Raw genomic sequence first — 20,303 nt, 5'->3', positions numbered from 1 at the left:
TGAGGCCGACCCCCGGCGGCTCCCGGCATCTCTTGGCGGCCCGTTGGCCACGGGGCGGGCACACGGCCGCAGGCCGCCGGCGCCAGGCGGGCGCCGGCTCGATCTTCGTTCGTCATGCCTGGCCGTCATAGGCGGTGGGTCCGACATCCTGGCCGACACGCGCGCCCTGCGCGACGGGACATAGTAGAATTTCGTAAGCAAAATGTGTATAGCGCGCAAGTCGGGTCACAAGTCGGATCGCAGGTCGGGCCATCGGTCGAGCCGCCGTCGCCCCGACGGCCCCGGTGAGATCGTCCCGGACGTGTCGGGGGTGAAGGGACATGCCGGATTCGGCCATTCTGGACGTGCCGATCGGTCTCATTCTGGTGTTCGCCATCGGGAGCGTGGCGGTCTCCCGTATCAACGAGGTCGTTTTCGGGGTCATGGCCTATCGCGGCCGGCAGCTCGAGACCGAACTGCGGCGCCTCTTCGGTGACGGCCCGGTGGACCGGACGGGAACAACTCCCGACACCGGTCTGACCGCGCAGCTTCTCGACGGCTCGCTGCGTGGCCTGCGTACGGGCGGCCGGAGGAATGCCGTGCCCGATCTGAGAGACGCCTTGGGGCAGACCGGCGCGTGGCGCCGGGCCCGGCAGTTACGCCTGCCGTCCTACATCCCGTCCATCGCCTTTGCCCGCGGTGTACTCGACATGCTGGAACCGCCGGTGCGTGTCCTGCTCGGCCGGATGGACACGGCGGCGCTTCCCGACAGCGCCCGCGACGCCTACCGCGACGCGCATCATTCGCTCACCGACACGACGGCCGCGGCTCTGGCCGAGGCCATTACCGCGGCTCCGTCGGCGTCCGAGGAAAACCGCAAACTCGCCATCTCGATAGCCGGGCTCGCCGGCCCGGAATCCGTCCGGCCGTTATTGGAGGAGCTGGACAAGCTGCCGGAGAACGCGCCCCTGCGACTGGCGCTGACCGGCATAGTGACCCGTGCGGGCCATGACCGGGACCGGATCGTCGCCGAGATCGCCGCCTGGTACGACGACACGATGGATCGGCTTTCCGGTTGGTACAAGCGGCGCGTCCAGCGTTTTCTCATCGTCTACGCACTGCTGGTCACCCTGGCGCTGAACCTGGACGCGATCGCGCTCACCAACGCGCTGTGGGAGAACCGGTCGTTGCGCGCGGCCGTGGTCGAGGCCGCAGCCACCCAGGTGAACTCCGCCCCCGTCAGCACGGGCACCACCGCGACCAGCGCGGACACCCCCACGACGAACAACTCTGAGGACGCGGCGAACCAGGCGGTACAGGCCATCCGGGACGCCGGTGCGCTGCATCTGCCGCTGGGCTGGACCGATGCCGRCTCCGACAGCGCGGACCCGCGGGCGGTTCCCGATGACGTCGGCGGCTGGGCGCTGAAAATTCTCGGCTGGTTGTTCACCACGCTCGCGCTCTCCCTCGGCGCGCCGTTCTGGTTCGACCTGCTCGGACGGCTGGTCAACATGCGTAGTACGGGGCCGAAGCCCGTCCCCATCGCCTGACCGCCGCGCCGCCAGCGGTGACGTTGCCGCAAGAGCCGGTGGCCTCCACTATGACGGGCCATCACGTGACGCCGCTGCCCGGTGGCGCTGTCATCTGAGGGCGTTGCCGCCCGGCGATGCCGGTGACGAGCGGGCCGGGGCCGGCCCGGTTGGCCGTCGCAGCAGGGGAAAACGGGCACCCCGAGGGATAAGCGGGCATCGGGGGATATGGCTTGCGGGCACAACCCAGCGGGCACGACCCGTCAGTCGGCTGTCGGTGAGTACGGAGGGTGGGTCAGGCCGGCGCGTAGGACGAGCTCGAGCTCGAAACGGACGTCCGGGTCGTCCAGAGCGTCTCCGAACAGGGTGCGCAACTGGCTGAGCCGGTAGCGGACCGTCTGCGGGTGTACCTGGAGTTCGGCGGCGATCCGGGCACGTTGCCCCCGCAGCCGCAGCCACAGCAGCAGCGTCTGCGCCAGCCGGGTACGGGCCCGGGCGGGCAGCCCGTCCAGCGGGGCGAGCCGGCGGCGGGCGAGATCGGCGAGCAGTTGCGGATCCCGGGCGAACAACAGCCCGGGGAGGTGGTCGTCGGTGAACAGCACCCCGCCGGGGCCGGCGGGCACGCCCGGCAGCGTCCCGCTGTCCCGGGCCTTGCGCGCGAACGCCGCCCGCGCCGCGCTGGCGGACGCGTCCCGCCACGGGACGGCCGGGCCGACGATCGCGTCGAGACCGGCCAGCGCCCGCTCAAGCCAGCCCCGCCGCCCGGGACCGGCCGGGTCCGTGACGAACACCCAGGTGTCCTCACCCTGAATGGTGCGAGGTGTGTCCGGCGGCAGCACCAGGTGGGGGAGGCGGTGGTCGGCATGCCGGTCGGCATGCCGGTCGACACGGTCGTGGGCCGGGGCATCCACGTGTCCGGCCGCACCGGCCCTGTCAACGCCGCGAGCGGTGTCGACGGCACCAGCCGTGCCGGTCCCACGGGCCCCGTCGCCGCCGCGAACTGCGTCAACAGCCCCGCGAACTTCGCCAACGATGGCCCCGTCGCCGTCGCCGTCGCCGTCGCCTGCGTCGGTGCGTGCCGGGGCGACGGCACCGGCACCGTCGGCTCCGTCGGCGTTCCGGCGGCTGCCCGCGGAGCCGGTGAGGAGAACGGCGGCCACGACGTCGGGCAGCCGGTAACGGGCTGCCCGGGCGAGCTGCTCGATCGTTGCCGGGTTTCCCCCGGACAGCATCAGCTCGCCGAGCCGGTCCCGCAGGCGGCCGCGTTCGCTGGCTGCCTCGGACTGCTCCTGGGCGTAGCCCTCTGCGCTGGCGGCGGAGATCCGGTCGATGTAGGCGAACATGGTTTCGGCCAGCGACACCAGCCCGTCGGCGTCCAGCCCGCCGCGCTGCGCGGCCTCGGCGAGCCGCCGCCAGGCGACCCGGGCGCCGACCCGGTAGGCGCCGAGAAGGGTGTCCAGCGAGCGTCCGGAGCGGAACTCGCCGCGTCCCAGCCGGACGTAGATCTCACGGCTGGCCGCGAGATCGGGCGGTCCGCTGGAGTCGGCGCCGACCACGGTGAGGAAACGCAGCAGCGCCTCTTCGACTCCCTGCCGGACGCCGCGGCCGAACGAGCCCTCCAGCGGGCGCGCGTACGACGGCACCTCACGCGCGATGGCCGCGATCAGATCATCGCCGAGGGTCGCCAGCTCAAGCCGCAGGATGTCGGCAAGATCGGAAGGCAGATCGGAAGGCAACTGTCCGTCTGGAACAGTTTTCACGGCTTGCACCCCGCTTCGGACGGACCCCGGGTCGTCGAAGTGCTCCGGTGAGCATAACCCGGACTCATCGGTGACGATGCGGGAACAGCCTGACGATGGCTGTGGAGTCCCGTCGGCCTCCCGTTGGAGAGAGGCCCGTCGGGAAGCCGTCGGGAACCCCGGTGAGGGCCCGCGCCGAGGCTCTGGTCGGATTCGCCGGAAAGGCGGGATCAATCCGGGATCGCCGTGGCCGCGGGCACCGTAACCGGCGATCCTGTGGCGCGGATCATCGAGTACCCGGACCATGACAGGCCCGGCCGCAGTAGCGTTGCCAACCGTGCCCCCTCGTACCGAGACGAATAYGACCGCCGTCCTGTTGCCGGCGCCCTCCTACCCGGTGGAGAAGACCTCCCTGGCGAACGGGTTGCGCGTCGTGCTGGCTCCGGATCGCACGGCGCCCGTCGTCGCCGTGGCTGTCCACTATGACGTGGGATTCCGCTCCGAGCCGGAGGGACGGACCGGCTTCGCGCACCTGTTTGAACATCTTATGTTTCAGGGCAGTGAAAATGTCGGAAAGGCCGAACACGCGAAGTACGTGCAGGCCGCCGGGGGCATATTCAACGGATCCACGCATCCGGACCACACCGACTACTACGAGCTGCTGCCCTCCGGCGGGCTGGAACGCGCGCTGTTCCTCGAGGCCGACCGGATGCGCGCGCCCCGGATCACCCGGGAGAACCTGGACAACCAGATCGCGGTGGTCCAGGAGGAGATTCGGGTGAACGTGCTGAACCGGCCCTACGGCGGGTTTCCCTGGATCACGCTCCCGCCGGTTGCCTTCGACACGTTCCCCAACGCCCACAACGGCTACGGCGACTTCCACGAGCTTGAGGCGGCGAGCCTCGACGACGCCGAGGACTTCTTCGACAAGTACTACGCGCCGGGCAATGCCGTCCTGACGGTGGTCGGTGACTTCGATGTCGACGCCGCCCTGCGGCTGGTCCACCGCTACTTCGACGACATCCCGGCCCGGCCGGTGCCCGTCCGCCCGAGTTTCGCCGAGCCGGTGCGCACCGAGGAGCGGCGGTCGGTCCTCACCGACCCGCTCGCGCCCCGCCCGGCGCTCGCCGTCGGCTACCGCGTCCCCGATCCCTTGGCCGATCTACAGACCTTCCTGGCATACGACGTGCTCACCCACGTCCTGTCCGCCGGTGACGCCAGCCGGCTGGAGCGCAGGCTCGTCCAGAAGGACCGGTTGGTGATCGGTGTGAGCACCTATCTCGGCACGTTCGGGGACCCGTTCGACCAGCGGGATCCGCTGCTGCTCACCCTGGAGGCCCGGCATCCCGCTGAGTCGACGCCCGAGGCGGTCCTCGCCGCGGTGGACGAGGAGCTCGACCGCGTCGTCACCGACGGTCTTCAGCCCGGTGAGCTCACCCGGATACAGGCCCGGATCGCCTCCGGCCTGCTGCGCGAAGCCGACGACGCGCTCGGGCGCGCGCTGGCCCTGGCCACCTTCGAGCTGCACCGCGGCCGGCCCGAACTGATCAACGAACTGCCCGCGCTGGTGGGGGCGGTGACCGCGGAAAGCGTGCAGGCGGCCGCCGCCGGCCTGCGCGCCCAGGGCCGGGCGGTCCTGGAACTGCGCGCCGGTGCCGCCTCATGACCCCCACGGGCATCATGATCTCCGCTGGCGCGGCGGCTCCCGCGGGTGCTGTGCTCTCCGCGGATGCCGTCGGCCGGGCGGGTACCGTCACCGTCGCGGGCACCGTCACCGCCGCGGGCACCGCCGCACCCACGGCTACCGCCGCTCCCGCGGGCACCGTGCACCTGCCGGGCAGGCTGTCATCGCAGAACAGGAGGTCGCGGTGAGCGCCGCAACCATTGGGAAAGCATCCGGCGGCACCCCGGCGGCCGGGACGTCGCCGTCCGTCATCCCGCCGGTGGCCGCCACCGTGGCGGCCGAGCTCCCCACAGTGGCCGAGCGGATCCTGCCCGGTGGCCTGCGGGTGCTGGTGGTCCGGCGGACGACCGTGCCCCTGGTGGAGGTGCGGCTGCGCATCCCGTTCACCGGCCTGGGCGCGGCCCATCAGGCACGCGGTGAACTGCTCGCCGAGACCCTGTTCACCGGAACGCAGCTGCGCGACCGGGTGGAGCTCGCCACCGTCGTGCAGTCCCTCGGCGGCGCGCTGTCGACCTGGGTGGACGCCGACCGGCTCGCGATCGTGGGTTCCGCGCTCGCGACCAACCTCGTCCCGCTGCTGGACCTGATCGCGGAGGTGCTGACCGGCGCGACGTACCCCAGCGGCGAGTTCACCGGCGAACGCGACCGACTGGTCGAGGAAGCCACGATCGCCCACAGCCAGCCAGCGTTGATCGCCCGGGAGGGCCTGCTGCGCCGGCTGTACGGCGATCATCCCTACGGCAGTGAGACACCGGCACCGGACGTGGTGTCCCAGGTGACCGAGGCCGACGTGCGGACGCTGCACGCCGCGCGCGTGTCACCGGTGGGCGCGGTGCTGACGCTCGTCGGCGACGTGGAGCCGCAGGCCGCGCTCGAGCGGGTGGAGGCGGTGCTCGGCGACTGGCGGGGGACGGCCGCCGACGCGGTACCGCCGCTGCCGGCCCTGCGCACCGGCCCTGTCGTGATCATCGACCGGCCCGGCGCGGTGCAGACGAACATCCGCATCGGCGGCCCGGCGGTGGACCGCCACCATCCCGCCTATGCCGCGCAGCGGCTGGCCAGCACCGTCTTCGGCGGCTACTTCAGCTCGCGGCTGGTGTCGAACATCCGGGAGGACAAGGGCTACACCTATTCGCCGCGCAGTTCGCTCGACTACCCGGTCGCGGGCTCCCGGTTCACGGTGACCGCGGACGTGGCGACCGACGTGACCGGCCCCGCACTGCTCGAGATCTTCTATGAGCTCGGCCGGATGGCACTGCTGCCGGTGTCGGACGAGGAGCTCGACGCGGCCCGCCAGTACTCGGTCGGGACGCTGGCGCTGTCCACGGCGACCGGTGTCGGGCTCGCCTCCACCCTGTCGGCGTTGGCCGGCGCGGGGATCGGCGTCGAGTACCTGCACGACCATCCCGCGGCGCTGGCGAAGGTGACACCACAGGACGTGCTGGAGATCTCGGCGCAGGTGCTCGCGCCGAGACGGCTGGTCACCGTCCTGGTCGGGGACGCGGAGAAGATCGCCGCTGAGGTGGGAGCCATCGCCGAGATCGCCCCCGAGGTCATCGGCGCCCCCGATGCCGCCACGGGGGCCGCCAGCGGGGCCGCCAGCGAGGCTGCCGCCACCTGAAACGGCCGGTCTGAACCGGGGATCCCCGTCGGTCCCGGTCCGAACCGGGCTGATGGGGGTCACCCGGTCGGCTCATGGCCGGGCCGGGTGGCGCCGCTGACCTGGCGGGGCCCCGTCCAGCCTGGCCCGGCTGGCCCCGGAACCGGGTCCGTGGCGTTCCGGGGAGCCGTTCACGACAGCGGCTGATGACGGCCCCCGGCCGGCCGGCCGCCGCGACCGGCCCGCGACCGGTGGGATCAGCGGCGGGACGGGTTGGCCCGTGGCGGCGCCGGCCGGGGAGCGCCACCGCGGCCAGCCAGCTCTCCGGGCAGAACCGTGCGCGGGTCGGAGACCGACTCGACCACCTGCCGGGCGAGGTCGTGCACGCGCCGTCCCATGCCGCGGGCGGTCCGCCGCAGCCGCTCGAACGCATCCCTGGGCCGCAGCCGGTGGCGTTCGGCCAGTACGCCTATCGCCTGCTCGACGATGACCCGGGAGGCGAGCGCGTGCTCCAGCTGCACCACCGACAGCCGCAACTGCTCGATCTCGGTGAGCTCGTGATCGGGACGCCGGGGCCGGCCGGGCGGGGCAAGGTCCTCGGCGAGCAGGTCGGCGAGCACCATCGCGGAGAGCAGGTCGCCGACCGGCCGGACCTCGCCCGCCGGGCCTTCCACGATCCATCCGACCGTGGCCCTGCGCAGGCGCAGCTCGGGACGGCTGATGGGCGACGGCCCGGTGGGCGCGGCCGCGGCCGTGGGGCCCCGGACGGCCGTCCCGCCCGTGGCCGCCCCCGGACGCGCGGGCCGGGCCGGGGCACCGCCTGACGGCGCAGCCGGCGTTGGAGTCGACGGCGGCTCACGGCGTTCGGTCTCGTCGCGTTCGGCCGTCTCGTCGCGTTCGGCCGTGCCGATGACGACACCCAGGGCGTCAGCGATGCCTCGCAGCAGCGTGACCGCGGAGGTGGGGACGGTGACGCGCTGCCGGTCGAGCCCGACGAGCAGACCGTGTAACCGCCCGTCGCCGCCCACCACCGGCATGGCGACGTAGCTGCGGACTCCCAGGCGCGACGGTTCGTCCGTCCCCGCGAACACGGGGTCGTTGCCGGCGCCCGCCAGGGTGACGGGCGCGCCGTCGAGCACCCTTGTGCTGACGGTTTCGCTCCGGGGCAGCGTCAGACCCGCGTCGAGGCCGGGCAGGGTCCCCGCCGTCCGCTGATAGGTCGCGGTCGAGCCCGACAGGACCACGAAACCTGTCGCTTCCATCCCATGGATGGCGCCCGCGGCCTGCAGTGCGRCATCGACTGCGCTCCACGTACGTGCTGAAGGTACTGACGACACAGCCCGAACTCTCCCACAAACTTCACGGGCAGTGACGGAGACCGTCCCTCGATCAAGCTTCACGGGCTCAAGTCGGCATGCAACCGCTGCTCTGTTACTGCTCTCTGTCGCTCTGAGTATCCGTTATGCGGCAGAAGAGGTCTTCTCGGTGACCTGGCGCAGGCTTGGGTTCGTCAGCGCGGTGCCATCCTCGAAGACGACGGTGGGTACGGTTGCGTTGCCGTTGTTGACGGCCCGGACGATCTGCTCGGCCTCCGGGTTCTGCTCGATGTCGATCGTTTCGTACGGAATGCCCGCCTGGTCGAGCTGACGCTTGAGGCGGGTGCAGTAACCGCACCACGACGTGGTGTAGATCGTCGGCACGAACGGTCCCTTCGGTGGCTGTGACAGAACAAATCTTCATAACCGCGGCGCGGCCCGGTCGCTTCCCGTCGGTGGCGGCGGCTACCGTTCCCCCATGGTGCGTGCGACCGTCGACGACCCGGTGCCGGACGCGCCGTTTCAGGGCGGTGCGGGCGCGTCCGGGCAGTGGCTGGTCGAGACGCTCGATCCGGAGCAACGTCAGGTGGTGCTCGCCCCGGTCGGCCCGGTCTGCGTGCTGGCCGGTGCGGGCACGGGCAAGACGCGGGCGATCACGCATYGGATCGGCCATCTGGTGGAGTCGGGCGTCGTCCCGTCCGGCCAGGTGCTTGCTGTGACCTTTACCACACGTGCTGCCGGGGAACTGCGCGGCCGGCTGCGGACGCTCGGCGCGGACGGCGTCCAGGCGCGCACCTTCCACGCGGCCGCGCTGCGGCAGCTCGGCTACTTCTGGCCCAGGATCGCCGGGGCCGCGCTGCCCCGGCTCGTCGAGAGCAAGATCGCGCTGGTGGGCCGGGCTGCGAGCCGGGCCCGGCTGGCACCGAGCCGGACCGAACTTCGGGACCTCACCGCCGAGATCGAGTGGGCCAAGGCCACCCTGCTCACCCCCGAGCAGTACCCGGCGGCCGCCGCCGCGGCGGGGCGCGAGACGACGCACCCGCCCGAGGTGATCGCCCGGCTGTACACCGCCTACGAGCAGGCCAAGCGGGAGGCGGGCGTGCTCGACTTCGACGACCTGCTGCTGCTGACCGCCGCCGTGATCGAGGAGCACGGCTGGGTCGCCGAGGAGCTGCGCTCCCGCTACCGCCACTTCGTGGTGGACGAGTACCAGGACGTCAACCCGTTGCAGCAGCGCCTGCTCGACGCCTGGCTCGGCGAGCGGGACAGCATCTGCGTGGTCGGTGACGCCAACCAGACCATCTACTCGTTCACCGGGGCGTCCCCCCGCTACCTGTTGGACTTCCCCCGGCGTTTCCCCGAGGCCCACGTGGTCCGTCTCGTGCGGGACTACCGCTCCACTCCGCAGGTGGTCGGGCTGGCCAACCGACTGGTCGCGCGGGTCGGCACCGCCGGCGCGCGGGGTACGCCGGGAGGCTCCTCGGAGCCGGGAGCGCAGGGGACGCATGGTGTGGTGGGGGCTGCGCTCGCGGTGTCCCGGCACGAGCCGCCGCGGCTGGTCGCGCAACGCCCGGACGGCCCGGCCCCGACGTTCACCGAGTTCGACAGCGAGCCCGAGGAGGCGGCCGCGACCGCCCGCCGCATCCACGCGCTGCTGGGCAGCGGCGTGCCCGCCAGCGAGATCGCCGTGCTGTACCGGGTCAACGCCCAGTCCGAGGCGTACGAGACCGCGATCGCCGCCGCCGGCATCCCGTACCTGGTCCGTGGTGGCGAGCGGTTCTTCGAGCGGCCGGAGGTCGCCGAGGCCGTCCAGCTGTTGCGGGCGGCCGCGCGGTCGGCGGACACCGACCGGCCGGTGGGGCTGGTGGCCGAGGTCACGGAGGTCTTCGCCGCGCTGGGCTGGCGTGGCGGTGACCCGCCGAACGGTTCGGGTGCGCAGCGGGAGCGCTGGGAGAACCTGGCCGCCCTCGTGCGCCTCGCCGAGGCCCTGGTGGCCGCCGACCCCGGCGCCACCCTCGACCACTTCGTCGCCGATCTCGCCGACCGGGCCGTCCACCAGCACATCCCCACCGTCGAGGGGGTCATGCTCGTCTCCCTGCACGCGGCCAAGGGCCTGGAGTGGGACGCGGTCTTCCTGGTCGGCCTGGCCGAGGGGACGCTGCCGATCATCCACGCGCAGACCCCGGCACAGGTCGAGGAGGAGCGGCGCCTGCTCTACGTCGGCGTCACCCGGGCGCGGGAGCGGCTGGCACTGTCGTGGGCGCTCGCCCGCCACGAGGGCGGCCGCAGGTCCCGCCGGCCGTCGCGTTTCCTCGACGGTCTGGCGCCCCGTTCGGCGTCGTCGGCGGGCAGGCCGGCGGGTGGGCCGGCGCACCCGGGTGTGGAYGGCGTCGGCGCCCAGCGTTCCCGCGGCCGCGCCGCGGTGCGCTGCCGGGTGTGCGAGCGTCCGCTGGTGGGCCAGGCGGCCCGGGCGGGCAGGTGCGACGGCTGCCCGGCCAACATCGATCAGGCGCTCTTCGAACGGCTGCGGGCCTGGCGCTCCGCCCGGGCCAGGGAGCAGAGCGCGCCGGCCTTCGTGGTGTTCACCGACGCGACGCTGATGGCGATCGCCGAGCACCGGCCCACGTCCGTCGCCGAACTGGTGGGCATCCCAGGGATCGGCCAGACCAAGCTCGACCGCTACGGCGAGGACGTGCTTGCCCTGGTGGACGGGCGGGAACCATCCGGTTGACGTCTCGTCGTCCGCCGTCAGGATCCCCGGCTCCCCGGAACCGCGTTGACCATGATACTTTCAGCTACGATACTGACTGTATCGGTTACAAAGAGTACTGGCTTGGAAGCGCGAAAAAATAGGTTGCGATCGCCGCGGCCGACTTCTACGGTGCTGATGTGCGCTGAGCGTGCCTGACCTGCGCCCGACCTGCACGTCAGGCCCGGCCCGAACGCGAAGGAGGTGGTCCCCATGAGGATGCTGGGGATCGTCGCCGCGTTCGTGTGGCGGGTATACCCGCCCGGCCTGCGTGGTGTGCTCCGTCCGGTCGCGGCCGTCCCCCTCGGGAGCGCCCCCGCGTCCGYCGCTTCCGAGGCCGCCCGTGGGTTCGCCGACGATCCGCGTCGGATTCGCGCAGCCGCCGCGCATCACTCCCTGGCCACGGACGCCCGCGCCCAGGCACCGACGATGCGCAAGGCGCTGTATGTCCCGGGTCCGTCCCGAGGTCTGCTCCTGGCCTGACCGGCCACCCGAGCGCCGACCAGGGCCGCGGATCCCCGACGGGAACCGCGGCCCTGATTGTTTTTCGACCCGATTCGCCGGACGGCCGGACCGACCAACCGGCCGAACCAGCCGAATCACCGAACCAGCCGAATCACCGAACCAACCGAACGCCCGGAGCGACATTGACCGAATCGGCTGTCCCGGTCGAACCATCCTCGACCGATTTCCTGATCGATTCCTTTCCTTCTCCTTCAGTGCCGGAGGTGACACCGGTGTTCGACCCCTCGATCGTCGCCCGGATCGAGCGGGACCAGTTGGCGCTGCCCTGCTGGGACGTCGACCCGGACCTGTTCTTCGCGGAGTCCCCCGAGGACATCGAATCCGCGAAGGCGGTCTGCGTCGACTGTCCGCTGCGGCACGCCTGCCTGGCCGCCGCTCTCGACCGGTGCGAGCCCTGGGGCGTGTGGGGTGGCGAACTCGTTGCCACGGGCACCGTCGTCCCGCGCAAGCGTCCCCGCGGCCGCCCCCGCAAGAACGTCGCCGCCTGACGGCCACCCCGCAATCCCATGATGAACGTCCCGAGGGGTTCCGCCGGACCGGCTCCACTCATCCGGCGGAACCCCTCGCTGGTAGCGGCGTCGCCGAAGAAACAGCCGCGCATTTGTGATATGCACGGCATATAGTGACTACTGGTAATATTCTGGCGGGTCTGTGGAAACTTCGCCAAAGACCCGCGAGGTACTTGCCCGGGTCCGGAGCGGTAAGATCGTCGACGTGACCGAGGACGGCCGGCCGACTGCCCGAATCGTGCCCGTTGCGGGCCGGACGCCGACTCCGGTCATGGCGCGGCTGGTCGAGTCCGGCAAAGCCCGGTTGGCGGTACGGCCCGGATACCGGCCGAGGACGCGGCCAGGTGRCGGCGGCGATCGGCTCAGCAAGGCGCTGGCGGTGCTGCGCGACGAGGAAATGTGGTGACCTTTACTACGTGAAGGCTTCGGCTGTCATCGGACTCCTCGCTGAGGAGACTCATTTCCTTACGTGATCGCAGGATGTTGACGTGTGTTCCCGGCTGGGGCGGATGGGGCCGGTAGGGTTCGGTCGTGCCCAGCAGCAAGCCCGTCCAGCCGGCCCAGATCGGCGCGCCGGGGGTTCCCGGCGCCGCGGACACCGCCGTCGAGYCACCGGAGGGTCAGTCCGTCGACGACGGCCACACCCGGTATGACGGTGTCCGCCCACGCCGTCCCGGCGACGCGGCTGTCGACCGTCCCGATACCGCGGCTGTCGACCTTTCTGGCGACGCGCCTGCCGGGCAGGCAGCCGGGCGTCCCGGTGGCGTGCCCTTTCGCCGGGCCGGCGGTGGTGAGGTGGCCGCGGCGGTCGCGGTCCTCACCGCGCCGGAGCTCGCCGGGATCGTGGACCTCGTCGCCTGGGTCGACGACGGATGGCTCCACGTCGCGAACGCGGACGGCGCTTCGCGGCTGTCGCTGACCATCGGCCTCGACGGCCCCTGGGAGGTGCTGCGCGGGCGCGACCCGGTGGCCGTGCGGGACCCGATGCACGGCGTTCCGTTGGAGCAGGCGCTCAGGGACCCCTCGCCGCCGAACGCCCGCAACTCCTACCCGCTCGCCGGGGTGCGGCTCGCGTCCGTCTTCGCCGATCCGGCCCGCTCGCCGGACGTCGTCGTCGTGCACAGCGCGGCACATCACTGGCCGGAACGCGGCGGGCATCTCGGCGAGCACGGTTCGCTGGACGCCGGCCAGTCCCGGGCGCCGCTGCTGCTGTCCGGCGCCGGCGTCCACGGACGAGGGCCGCTCGACCGGCATGCCCGCGTCGTCGACGTCGCGCCGACCCTGGCCTACCTGGCCGGGGCGTCCATGACAGACCCGGCCCGCCCCGCCAGCTTGAACGATCTGACCGGCTTGAACGATCTGGCCCGCCTGGCCGGCGCGAACGATCTGGCCGGCGCGAACGATCTGGCCGGCTCGGGCGGGCCGGCTGGCCGGAACGGTTCGGCTGGCCGGCCCGGTTCGGCTGACCTCGGCATCGACGGCCGGGCCCTGACGGAACTGTGCGTGCCCGGCGCCCGGCATGTCGTCGGCCTGCTCTGGGACGGCGTGAACTGCAACGACCTGCTGGCCATGGCCGGCGCCGGCGAGCTGCCGGCGGTCGCCCGCCTGCTGGCCCGCGGCATCGCCCTCACCGGCGGCGCGGTCGCGGAGTTCCCCAGCGTGACCCTGGCGAACCACACCAGCGCGCTCACCGGCGTCGGCCCGGGGCGGCACGGCATCCTCAACAACGCCTACTTCGACCGGGAGACCGGGCGGCGGATCGTCGCCAACGACGCGTCCACCTGGCATCGGGCCTGCGAGCAGCTGCGGCCGGGGGTGCGCACCGTGTTCGAGGCGATCGCCGCGGCCCGGCCCGGGGTGTCGACGGCCTGCGTCAACGAGCCGATCGACCGGGGCGCGACGTATTCGACGTTCGGGCTGGTCCGGGCGATGAACAGCACTGCCGGCGCCGGCGGGCTGGGCGAGCACCTGCCGTCCGCCGCGGACGACCCGCACGCGACCCAGGAGTGGGTCGCAGCCAACCCCGACTACGCCTGGTCGACGCAGGTGGACGCGCTCGGCCTGGCGCAGATCCGCCAGCTGTGGGGCGAACAGGCCGCCGAGCCACCCGCGTTCACCTGGTGGAACACCACGGTGACCGACACCGGGCATCACGGCGGCGGGCCCTATTCGCCGCAGGCCCGGGCGTCGATGGCCGACGCCGACCGGCGCCTCGGCGTCTTCCTCGACCTGTTGGAAGCCCGTGGCCTCGCCGACGACACCGTCATCCTGCTGACCGCGGACCACGGCAGCGAGGGCGCCGACCCGTCCCGCACCGGCGACTGGGACGCCGCCCTGCGCGCCGCCGGCATTCCCTTCCGCGACGAGGCCTACGGCTTCCTCTACCTCACCCCCTCCGCCGCCACGGACACCTGACCCGAACGGGTTCGCGCTCACACGCGCTGGTCAGCGAGGCCGGGCGGATGACTCGGGCGGCTCCCGTGGCACGGGTACTCCCGTGACCGGCCGGCTGAGCAGGAGGCGGGGTACGCGGCTGCGCTCCTGAATCCATGCCCGGACGTCGGAATCCAGGTAGCCGGCCACGCGCAGCAGGTCGGCGTGCATCCGTTCCAGCGGCCGGTTGTGGATCGGTTCGTGGTGCGCGATGYGGTTGCGGAGCCGGACAAGTCTGTTGACCGGGTCGTAGACGGTCGCGCGTCGGGCAGGACGAAGGCCCGGGAAGGCATGGCGGAGCGTGGGTGTCCAGAGGGAGGTCTCGTAACGCCGGGACAGGAGGTAGCGCCAGAAGCCGAAGGTCAGCTCGGCGACGACCCGACCAGGGGTGATGATCCTGCCGTCACGTCGGATCCTGAACCCGGCGTCCACGACGTCCTGATGTCCCCGAGCTTCGAGGATCCCGGCCGGATCGTCCCACCACTCGCTGGCACCGTGCCGGTGCAGGTGCCATGCCATGAGCTGGTCGTGAAGCGCGTTGCGCAGCACGACCTCGAGCACTCCCAGGTCCTCGTGGAAGCCGGCGCTGACGGCGCCGTTCCACTCGTAGAGGGCGATTGCGCTGACGATGTCATCGCCGCATGCCCGCTCGTATGGGCCGAGACGTTCGGGGCTCAGCCCGCGGCGAAGCCGGGAGGCCTGGGACGGGGACAAGGGATTGGACATCGACGTACCGATCTTCTATGCTCCTAGCAGAGACCCCGGATGACCTCTACCGCACAGGCGGCACGCCACCGGGGTTCTGTCTGTTCTGGTGTTCTGTCTGTTCTGGTGAACAGCGCGGCACACGCTCGCAGGTGGCTGTGGATAGTGATATCTGTCGGTCACACCCTATGGCGGTCAGCGTGTCCGAACTTGCGCCCCTTACTGAGAGACCACGGCTGCCCGTGGACGTGGCTGTCGTGAGCGGGGAGTTTCCGTCGCTGAAGGCTCGTCAGCTTCTGCGTGTGCTCGGGCGTCTGGGATATCAGGTGACGAGGCAGGACGGTTCATCCCACCGGTGGCTGGAGGCGGAGGGACGTCCGCGGCTCCGACTGGCCTTTCATGATCGGACTACTGTCGGCCCAGGGCTCGTTCGTCAGATACTGGTCAAGCAGGTTGGCCTTACGGTGGAGGAGGCGCTGGAGGTGATCTCCAATGACTAGGACGATCGCAGCGATCGTCCGGCGGGATGGGGAGTCCTGGTCGGCGTGGTCCCCGCAGTGCCCTGGCCTGGCGGTCGCGGAGCCGACCGAGGCGGAACTGCGCAAGGCTCTGCCCGAGGCGCTTACCTGGTACTTCGACGGGGACTCCGACTTCGACACTCTGATCCATCTTGAGCAGGAGCTGCGGGGAGTCGTCGTCCGGACCGCTCAGGACAGGTTCGGCTGGGAACGACAGATGGTCGCGGAGCGGGTGGGGGCCGCGCTCGGCGTCGAGAGCCAGGCGGAGCAACTGCGTACGGCGGAGCCGAACTCCGCGGGTGAGATCGTCTATGTCTGTGCCCTGCCGACGGATCCGGTCTCCTGGCTGACGGCTCAACTGGACGAAGCGGCCGACCCGGTCGCGGTGGCGTTGCCAGCGGCCGAGTCGATGTTGTGGACACTGCGGTTCGGCGCTGGGAACCGCCGCGGTGAGGAGCCGGTCGGCGTCGTCTACCGGCCGGAGACGACATTCGGCGAGCTCGTGACGACTTTCACTGGACCTTGGCTGAGGCTCAGCGCCTAGAACGCCGATCAGGTAACCATACGTATTCCCCCGAACGGCAGCCCGCTTCGATGGGCGCCGGCTACCGGAGAAGATCGGCGCTATTTTGTCGTTGTGTACGCTTTTTGGCCGCAAAAGTGTACACAGCGACAAAATAACCTAGATCATGGCCTGCGTGGGTGATTCGTGGATGGGATCCGCGCTACTTGAGCGGCGCTCCAGAAGATCCGCACGGGTTTCATGATGTCGGTCATCGGCGGCGACATAGACGGCGACATAGACATAGAGCGGACCTGCGTCGACAACAAGGGGCTATGACGTCACCTCGCTGGCGAGGATCTCCTCCATGCGTTCGGAGATGTCCTGCCGACCGCTGTGGCCGGCGCCGCGAGCACCGAGTACACGTCGGCTGYGGGCTGCCTCGCCGCGTTCGAGTAGTGCCTTGCCGTGTTCGAGCAGTTCGGCAAGGCCCGCCGGCACGATCGCGGCCAACCGTCGGCCTCGATCCGTCAGGTAGATGACCTGGCCGGACGCGGCGGCCTCCCGGGCAGYCGCGGCAGGCTGGTCACCGGGGGGTGGCATCTCCGCCATAACAACATCATAACTATGGAGCACCTATGGCCGAGGGTGCGTATTAGATCTGTTGATCTACTCGGTGGCCTTGGGATGCGCGGCTCCAGCATAGGTAATCCACACACGGCGCCGCTCGTCGTCGATGCAATACCAGATCCGGCCACCGCCGGTGGCCTCATACTGCCACTGTGGCAGCGGCCGGCCTCCGATCACGCGGGTGCCAAGTGAGCCTTTGAGCGGATGTTGTCGTTGGCTGTGATGATGAGGATCGCGTTGGATGGCATCGAAGGCGGCACGAGCAGCGGCCGGATGACTGCGACACAGCCCATCCCACCCGCGGCCCGCGTTGTTGTCGGCGGCGTACAGGTCCCACTTGTCGGGATCGGCGGGACGAGGGACACGGTCTCCGCGGCGGGTCATAGTGGTGGCATCAACTCCGGGCCATCCCCCGGGAGCGGCCTGGACAGTTCGGCCACCAGATGGGGGTCGGCGTGGATCGCGGCGGTCTGGCGCCACTCGTGGACAAGTTGAGTAAAAGGCCCGAGTACTCCCGCTTCCGCGCTGGCCTGGAGTCTGCGCAGCAGGGTGGTGACGCATTCGGTCTGCTCGTCGTCGGGAAGCAGGTCGATCCAGGGGAAGACCTCGGTGAGGATGCCTTCGAGCACCTCCCTGGCGGCGGGTTCATGCAGTGTGGCGCGCAGGATACGGGCGGTGATTGCCAGGGCCTCTTCGACGTCGGCGGCTCTGTCCGCCAGTTCGATGCGCAGGTTCGGGCCGTCGCGCCGGGCGAGTTCGACGACCTCTCCTTGATCGATGAAGGCGAGGACGCGCTTGGGCTCGCGAAGGAGGTCGCTGTACGGAAAGGAGACTCGCGCGCTGGAGGCGACCATGGCTCGATCATATCTGAACTACTTCAGATCTGGCTGCGCCGAGGCGGACCGCAGCGCCCTCGGCCCCTCGGCCGCTGACCGGCGGGGGAGTGCCGGCCAACGCTCGTAGGGGCTGAGCCGCCCGGAACTCAACCTGCGGCGGAGCCAAGCGGTGCGGGACAGGGGCGGAGGGCCGGGCATCGGTGCGCTGCCTTCTGAACTGGCTGACGGAGACCCCGGATGGCCTCTACCGTTCAGGTGGCAAGCCGCCGGGGTTATGTCTGTTGTCAAAGCCTATGACGATCAGCGTGTCCGAACTCGTGCCCTCGCGGAGAGACCACAGCTCTCCGCGGATGCCAGGCTGGTGGGGTGACTCTCTCGAAGCGGGCATCCTGGTTCCTGATCGCGGTGGGTGTGTGGACGTGGGCGATCTGGCCGAACTTCCTTCGGAACATATGGAAGGATGATCGTTCCTGGGACGACGGCCCGACCGGCTTCTTCACCGTCCACCTGGTCCTGACCGTCGTCTCCCTCGCGATCGGCTCGGTGGTCGGCTGGCTCGGCATCCGCGGCGTTCGCGCGGCCCGCCAGYGCGGCAACGGTGACGCCGCCCCGTCCAAACAGCTGATCAATTCGGGTCGTTGACACACCGAAGACGGCCGCTGTCCTGAAACGCTCGCGTCGTCCGAGACTCTTCCAGTGTCTCGTGATGCTGTCCCGTTTACGCGGTCGAGGTCATGATCATGCCTGTGACCAGTGAAGATGGCTCAGCGTGACTTTAGTCATCCGGAATCGCGGGACACTGGATCAGAATGTTCGGCGAGCCGCATGATCGGCTGGYGGCCTGCCGCGATGCTGGAGGGCCTGCTCGGCTGAGGGTTCCGCCGAGTCMCGTGGCCGACAGGGACTGATCGGCGTCCGCTGGTGGTGTCGGACCCGTACTCGTTCTTGGCCGGTTCGGGCGGGCTCCATCCCCACCGGGGCGGGCCGGGGTGGTTTGTCCGAGCGGTGACAGAATGCCGCATGCCGGATGTCCGGTGGGATACTCGCGCGGTGGGCGACGGGGGCCGTGACAGTACCGCCACGGTGTGGGATTTCTTCGTGTTGTCGCGCGGACGGATCAGCCGTGGGCGGAGTGGATCGCCGAGGCGCTGGAATCCGACGGGCACCGGGTGCTGGTGCAGGCGTGGGATTTCGTCCCGGGGTCGGACTGGCCGGCGCTGGTACAGGCGGGTGTGACACGAGGTGGTCGTCTGCTCGCGGTACTCAGCCCGGCTTATCTGGACTCGGTCTGGGGCAGCGCGGAATGGCAGGCGATGTGGGCGGCGGACCCGGCCGGAGACGACCGGCGGCTGATCCCGGTCCGGATCGCGCCGTGTGATCCGAAGCGGCTGGGGCTGGTGGGGACCCGTGGCTGGATCGATCTGACCGACCTGTCCGGGCCGGAGGGCGAGGCCACGGCGCGTACCCGGCTGCTCGACGGGGTCCGGGCGGCGTGGAAGGGGCGAGCCCGCCCCACCGGCCCATTGCCCTTCCCGGCCCGGGACGGTGACGGTGACGGTGACAGGGACAGGGAGAGCGCGGGAGAGAACGGTACGGCCGGGCGAGGGGCACGGTATCCGGGCCGGCCACCGGCGGTCTGGGGGCTGCCCGCGCATCTGCCGCGTAACCCGCGGTTCACCGGCCGGGAGGATGAGCTGGCGGAGCTCCGGGAGCGGCTGACCCGTTCCGGGCAGGCCGCGGTCGTCCCCCACCTCCCGGCCGGCAGGACCCCGCCGGCCGAGCCGGCGGCGGGGCGGGCGCAGGCGTTGCACGGCCTTGGCGGGGTCGGGAAAACCGAACTCGCGGTGGAATACGCCTGGCGGTTCCGCTCGTCCTACGACCTGGTGTGGTGGGTCGACGGGGAGCAGCCCGCGCTGGCCGCCACGGCCCTGGCCGATCTCGCCGCCCGCCTCGGTGTCGGGTCGGCCGGGGACAGCGAAGGCTCGATACGAGCGGTCGTGGAGGCGTTGCGGACCGGCCGGCCRCACGCCCGCTGGCTGGTCGTGGTCGACAACGCCACCGCGCCCTCGGACCTGCACGGGCTGATCGGCGCGGCCGAACAGGCCACCGACGGCCACCTCCTGATCACTTCCCGACACCCCGACTGGGCGGGGCGGACCGGAACCGTCGCGGTGGACGTGCTGCCCCGCCCCGACGCGATCACCCTCCTGCGCAGCCACATCCCTGGCCTGGGCGACACCGACGCCGACCGGCTCGCCCACGCCCTCGGAGATCTTCCTCTTGCCCTGGAGCAGGCCGGAACCTGGCTGGCCTCGACCGGCACGGGCGTCGACGACTACCTCACCGTGTTAGGGACCCAGGTCCGCGACATCCTCAGCCGTGGGGTTCCGGACCGCTACCCGACGRTGGTCGCCGCGGCCTGGAACCTGGCGCTGGACGCGATCGGCCCGGACGAACTCGCCGTTGTCGACCTGCTCCACCTGTGTGGATTCCTCGGCCCGGAACCGATCCCGGTCGATGTCTTTCCCAGCCTGGCCGGCCTGGCCGACCCGCTCCCACCGGACGAGGCGGACGGCCCGGCCGACCCGCGGCCGCTGGCCGCGCTCACCGCGATCGCCGCGGCACCTGTCGCGTTCGGGGATGTGATCCGCCGGATCCGTGGCCTGGGACTCGCCACCATCGACCCCGGTAGCGGGACCGGCCCCAGCACGATCACACTGCACCGGCTCGTGCAGGCCGTCCTGCGCGACCACACCCCACCCGAGCAGCGACCCACCGTCCACACCACCGCCTGTCAGATGCTCACCGCCGCCCTGCCCGGGGACATCCAGGGGAACCCGGACGGATGGCCGCGGTGGCACCAGCTCCTCCCGCACGTCCTGGCCGTCCTCGACCCCCACCGCGGATCCCTCACCGTGGCGACCGGCACAACGACAGAAGCCGACACCACATCATGGCTGGCCGACAGAGCGGCGACTTACCTGGCCGAAATCGGACAACTCGACCCCGCCATCGGCCTGTTCGAGCAGACCCTCACCGACCGGCTGCG

19 protein-coding genes are annotated in these 20,303 nt (G+C 71.1%); 13 read left to right on the top strand and 6 right to left on the bottom strand.

Translation table 11 applies throughout. The annotated features are described in order from the left end of the window. Positions 1–320 precede the first annotated feature (320 nt). Positions 321–1,529: a hypothetical protein gene (locus tag BL254_RS00490; protein WP_076842208.1), complete on the top strand. Its 1,209-nt coding sequence runs from the start codon at positions 321–323 to the stop codon at positions 1,527–1,529. A 242-nt stretch (positions 1,530–1,771) separates the two neighbouring features. Here BL254_RS00490 and BL254_RS00485 read toward each other — a convergent pair whose 3' ends face one another. After that, a complete protein-coding gene (locus tag BL254_RS00485) occupies positions 1,772–3,277 on the bottom strand; it encodes a helix-turn-helix domain-containing protein (protein WP_076842207.1) in 1,506 nt (501 codons plus the stop codon). Between the two features lie 274 nt (positions 3,278–3,551). Between BL254_RS00485 and BL254_RS00480 the strand changes: the two genes are divergently transcribed. The 3 genes from BL254_RS00480 to BL254_RS00470 are packed head-to-tail and all read left to right on the top strand — an operon-like array spanning position 3,552 to position 6,552. Continuing rightward, positions 3,552–4,913, top strand: coding sequence for a pitrilysin family protein (locus BL254_RS00480; protein ID WP_254857654.1), 1,362 nt, complete (start codon positions 3,552–3,554; stop codon positions 4,911–4,913). Beyond that, positions 4,910–5,119, top strand: coding sequence for a hypothetical protein (locus BL254_RS00475; protein ID WP_047221130.1), 210 nt, complete (start codon positions 4,910–4,912; stop codon positions 5,117–5,119). Before BL254_RS00480 ends, BL254_RS00475 begins: the two co-directional genes overlap by 4 nt. Continuing rightward, positions 5,116–6,552: a pitrilysin family protein gene (locus tag BL254_RS00470; protein WP_047221129.1), complete on the top strand. Its 1,437-nt coding sequence runs from the start codon at positions 5,116–5,118 to the stop codon at positions 6,550–6,552. The genes BL254_RS00475 and BL254_RS00470 overlap by 4 nt, the downstream gene beginning before the upstream one ends. A 236-nt stretch (positions 6,553–6,788) precedes the next feature. Here BL254_RS00470 and BL254_RS00465 read toward each other — a convergent pair whose 3' ends face one another. Together BL254_RS00465 and BL254_RS00460 are read right to left on the bottom strand one after the other, a co-directional pair. Next, entirely contained in the window at positions 6,789–7,793 is a 1,005-nt protein-coding gene (locus BL254_RS00465; RefSeq protein WP_371389697.1) for a GAF and ANTAR domain-containing protein, read from the bottom strand. Between the two features lie 198 nt (positions 7,794–7,991). Next, positions 7,992–8,231, bottom strand: coding sequence for a mycoredoxin (locus tag BL254_RS00460; protein ID WP_047221128.1), 240 nt, complete (start codon positions 8,229–8,231; stop codon positions 7,992–7,994). A 94-nt stretch (positions 8,232–8,325) separates the two neighbouring features. On the opposite strand from BL254_RS00460, the gene BL254_RS00455 reads away from it, so the two are divergent. From BL254_RS00455 to BL254_RS00435, 5 genes are all read left to right on the top strand, one after another. Then, complete coding sequence (locus BL254_RS00455; protein ID WP_076842204.1) at positions 8,326–10,578, top strand: ATP-dependent DNA helicase UvrD2; 2,253 nt, start codon at positions 8,326–8,328, stop codon at positions 10,576–10,578. Between the two features lie 231 nt (positions 10,579–10,809). Then, complete coding sequence (locus BL254_RS00450) at positions 10,810–11,079, top strand: hypothetical protein (protein WP_139342104.1); 270 nt, start codon at positions 10,810–10,812, stop codon at positions 11,077–11,079. Positions 11,080–11,333: 254 nt separating this feature from the next. After that, positions 11,334–11,609: a WhiB family transcriptional regulator gene (locus BL254_RS00445; RefSeq protein WP_200902287.1), complete on the top strand. Its 276-nt coding sequence runs from the start codon at positions 11,334–11,336 to the stop codon at positions 11,607–11,609. A gap of 163 nt (positions 11,610–11,772) precedes the next feature. Continuing rightward, positions 11,773–12,036, top strand: a complete 264-nt coding sequence (locus BL254_RS29180; protein WP_076842202.1) for a type II toxin-antitoxin system prevent-host-death family antitoxin — start codon at positions 11,773–11,775, stop codon at positions 12,034–12,036. Between the two features lie 125 nt (positions 12,037–12,161). After that, on the top strand, positions 12,162–14,045 hold the full coding sequence (locus BL254_RS00435) for an alkaline phosphatase family protein (protein ID WP_076842201.1): 1,884 nt from the start codon (positions 12,162–12,164) through the stop codon (positions 14,043–14,045). 30 nt (positions 14,046–14,075) lie between these two features. Here BL254_RS00435 and BL254_RS00430 read toward each other — a convergent pair whose 3' ends face one another. Further along, positions 14,076–14,789 carry a hypothetical protein gene (locus BL254_RS00430; protein ID WP_076842200.1) on the bottom strand — a complete coding sequence of 238 codons (714 nt, stop codon included), beginning with the start codon at positions 14,787–14,789 and terminating at the stop codon, positions 14,076–14,078. Between BL254_RS00430 and BL254_RS29175 the strand changes: the two genes are divergently transcribed. Next, positions 14,705–15,268, top strand: coding sequence for a type II toxin-antitoxin system HicA family toxin (locus BL254_RS29175; protein WP_371389693.1), 564 nt, complete (start codon positions 14,705–14,707; stop codon positions 15,266–15,268). The two genes, BL254_RS00430 and BL254_RS29175, sit on opposite strands and share 85 nt — an antisense overlap. After that, positions 15,261–15,830 carry a hypothetical protein gene (locus BL254_RS00420; RefSeq protein WP_047221123.1) on the top strand — a complete coding sequence of 190 codons (570 nt, stop codon included), beginning with the start codon at positions 15,261–15,263 and terminating at the stop codon, positions 15,828–15,830. Before BL254_RS29175 ends, BL254_RS00420 begins: the two co-directional genes overlap by 8 nt. A 291-nt stretch (positions 15,831–16,121) precedes the next feature. Here the strand turns inward: BL254_RS00420 and BL254_RS00415 are convergent, their stop codons facing one another. Both BL254_RS00415 and BL254_RS00405 read right to left on the bottom strand, forming a co-directional pair. Then, a complete protein-coding gene (locus BL254_RS00415) occupies positions 16,122–16,400 on the bottom strand; it encodes a hypothetical protein (RefSeq protein ID WP_076842199.1) in 279 nt (92 codons plus the stop codon). Between the two features lie 398 nt (positions 16,401–16,798). Beyond that, positions 16,799–17,272, bottom strand: coding sequence for a hypothetical protein (locus tag BL254_RS00405; protein WP_047221121.1), 474 nt, complete (start codon positions 17,270–17,272; stop codon positions 16,799–16,801). A 348-nt stretch (positions 17,273–17,620) separates the two neighbouring features. Between BL254_RS00405 and BL254_RS00400 the strand changes: the two genes are divergently transcribed. Both BL254_RS00400 and fxsT read left to right on the top strand, forming a co-directional pair. Further along, on the top strand, positions 17,621–17,896 hold the full coding sequence (locus BL254_RS00400) for an SCO4848 family membrane protein (RefSeq protein ID WP_076842198.1): 276 nt from the start codon (positions 17,621–17,623) through the stop codon (positions 17,894–17,896). A gap of 443 nt (positions 17,897–18,339) precedes the next feature. Beyond that, positions 18,340–20,303: FxSxx-COOH system tetratricopeptide repeat protein (gene fxsT / locus BL254_RS00395; protein ID WP_139342103.1), on the top strand; the 1,964-nt coding region annotated here is incomplete at its 3' end.

It is taken from the genome of Protofrankia sp. BMG5.30, assembly GCF_001983005.1.
GTDB classification, from domain to species: Bacteria; Actinomycetota; Actinomycetes; order Frankiales; family Frankiaceae; genus Protofrankia; species Protofrankia coriariae.
The sequence above is the reverse complement of the archived record's forward strand: the minus strand, read 5'-3'. Positions and strand labels throughout refer to the sequence as shown.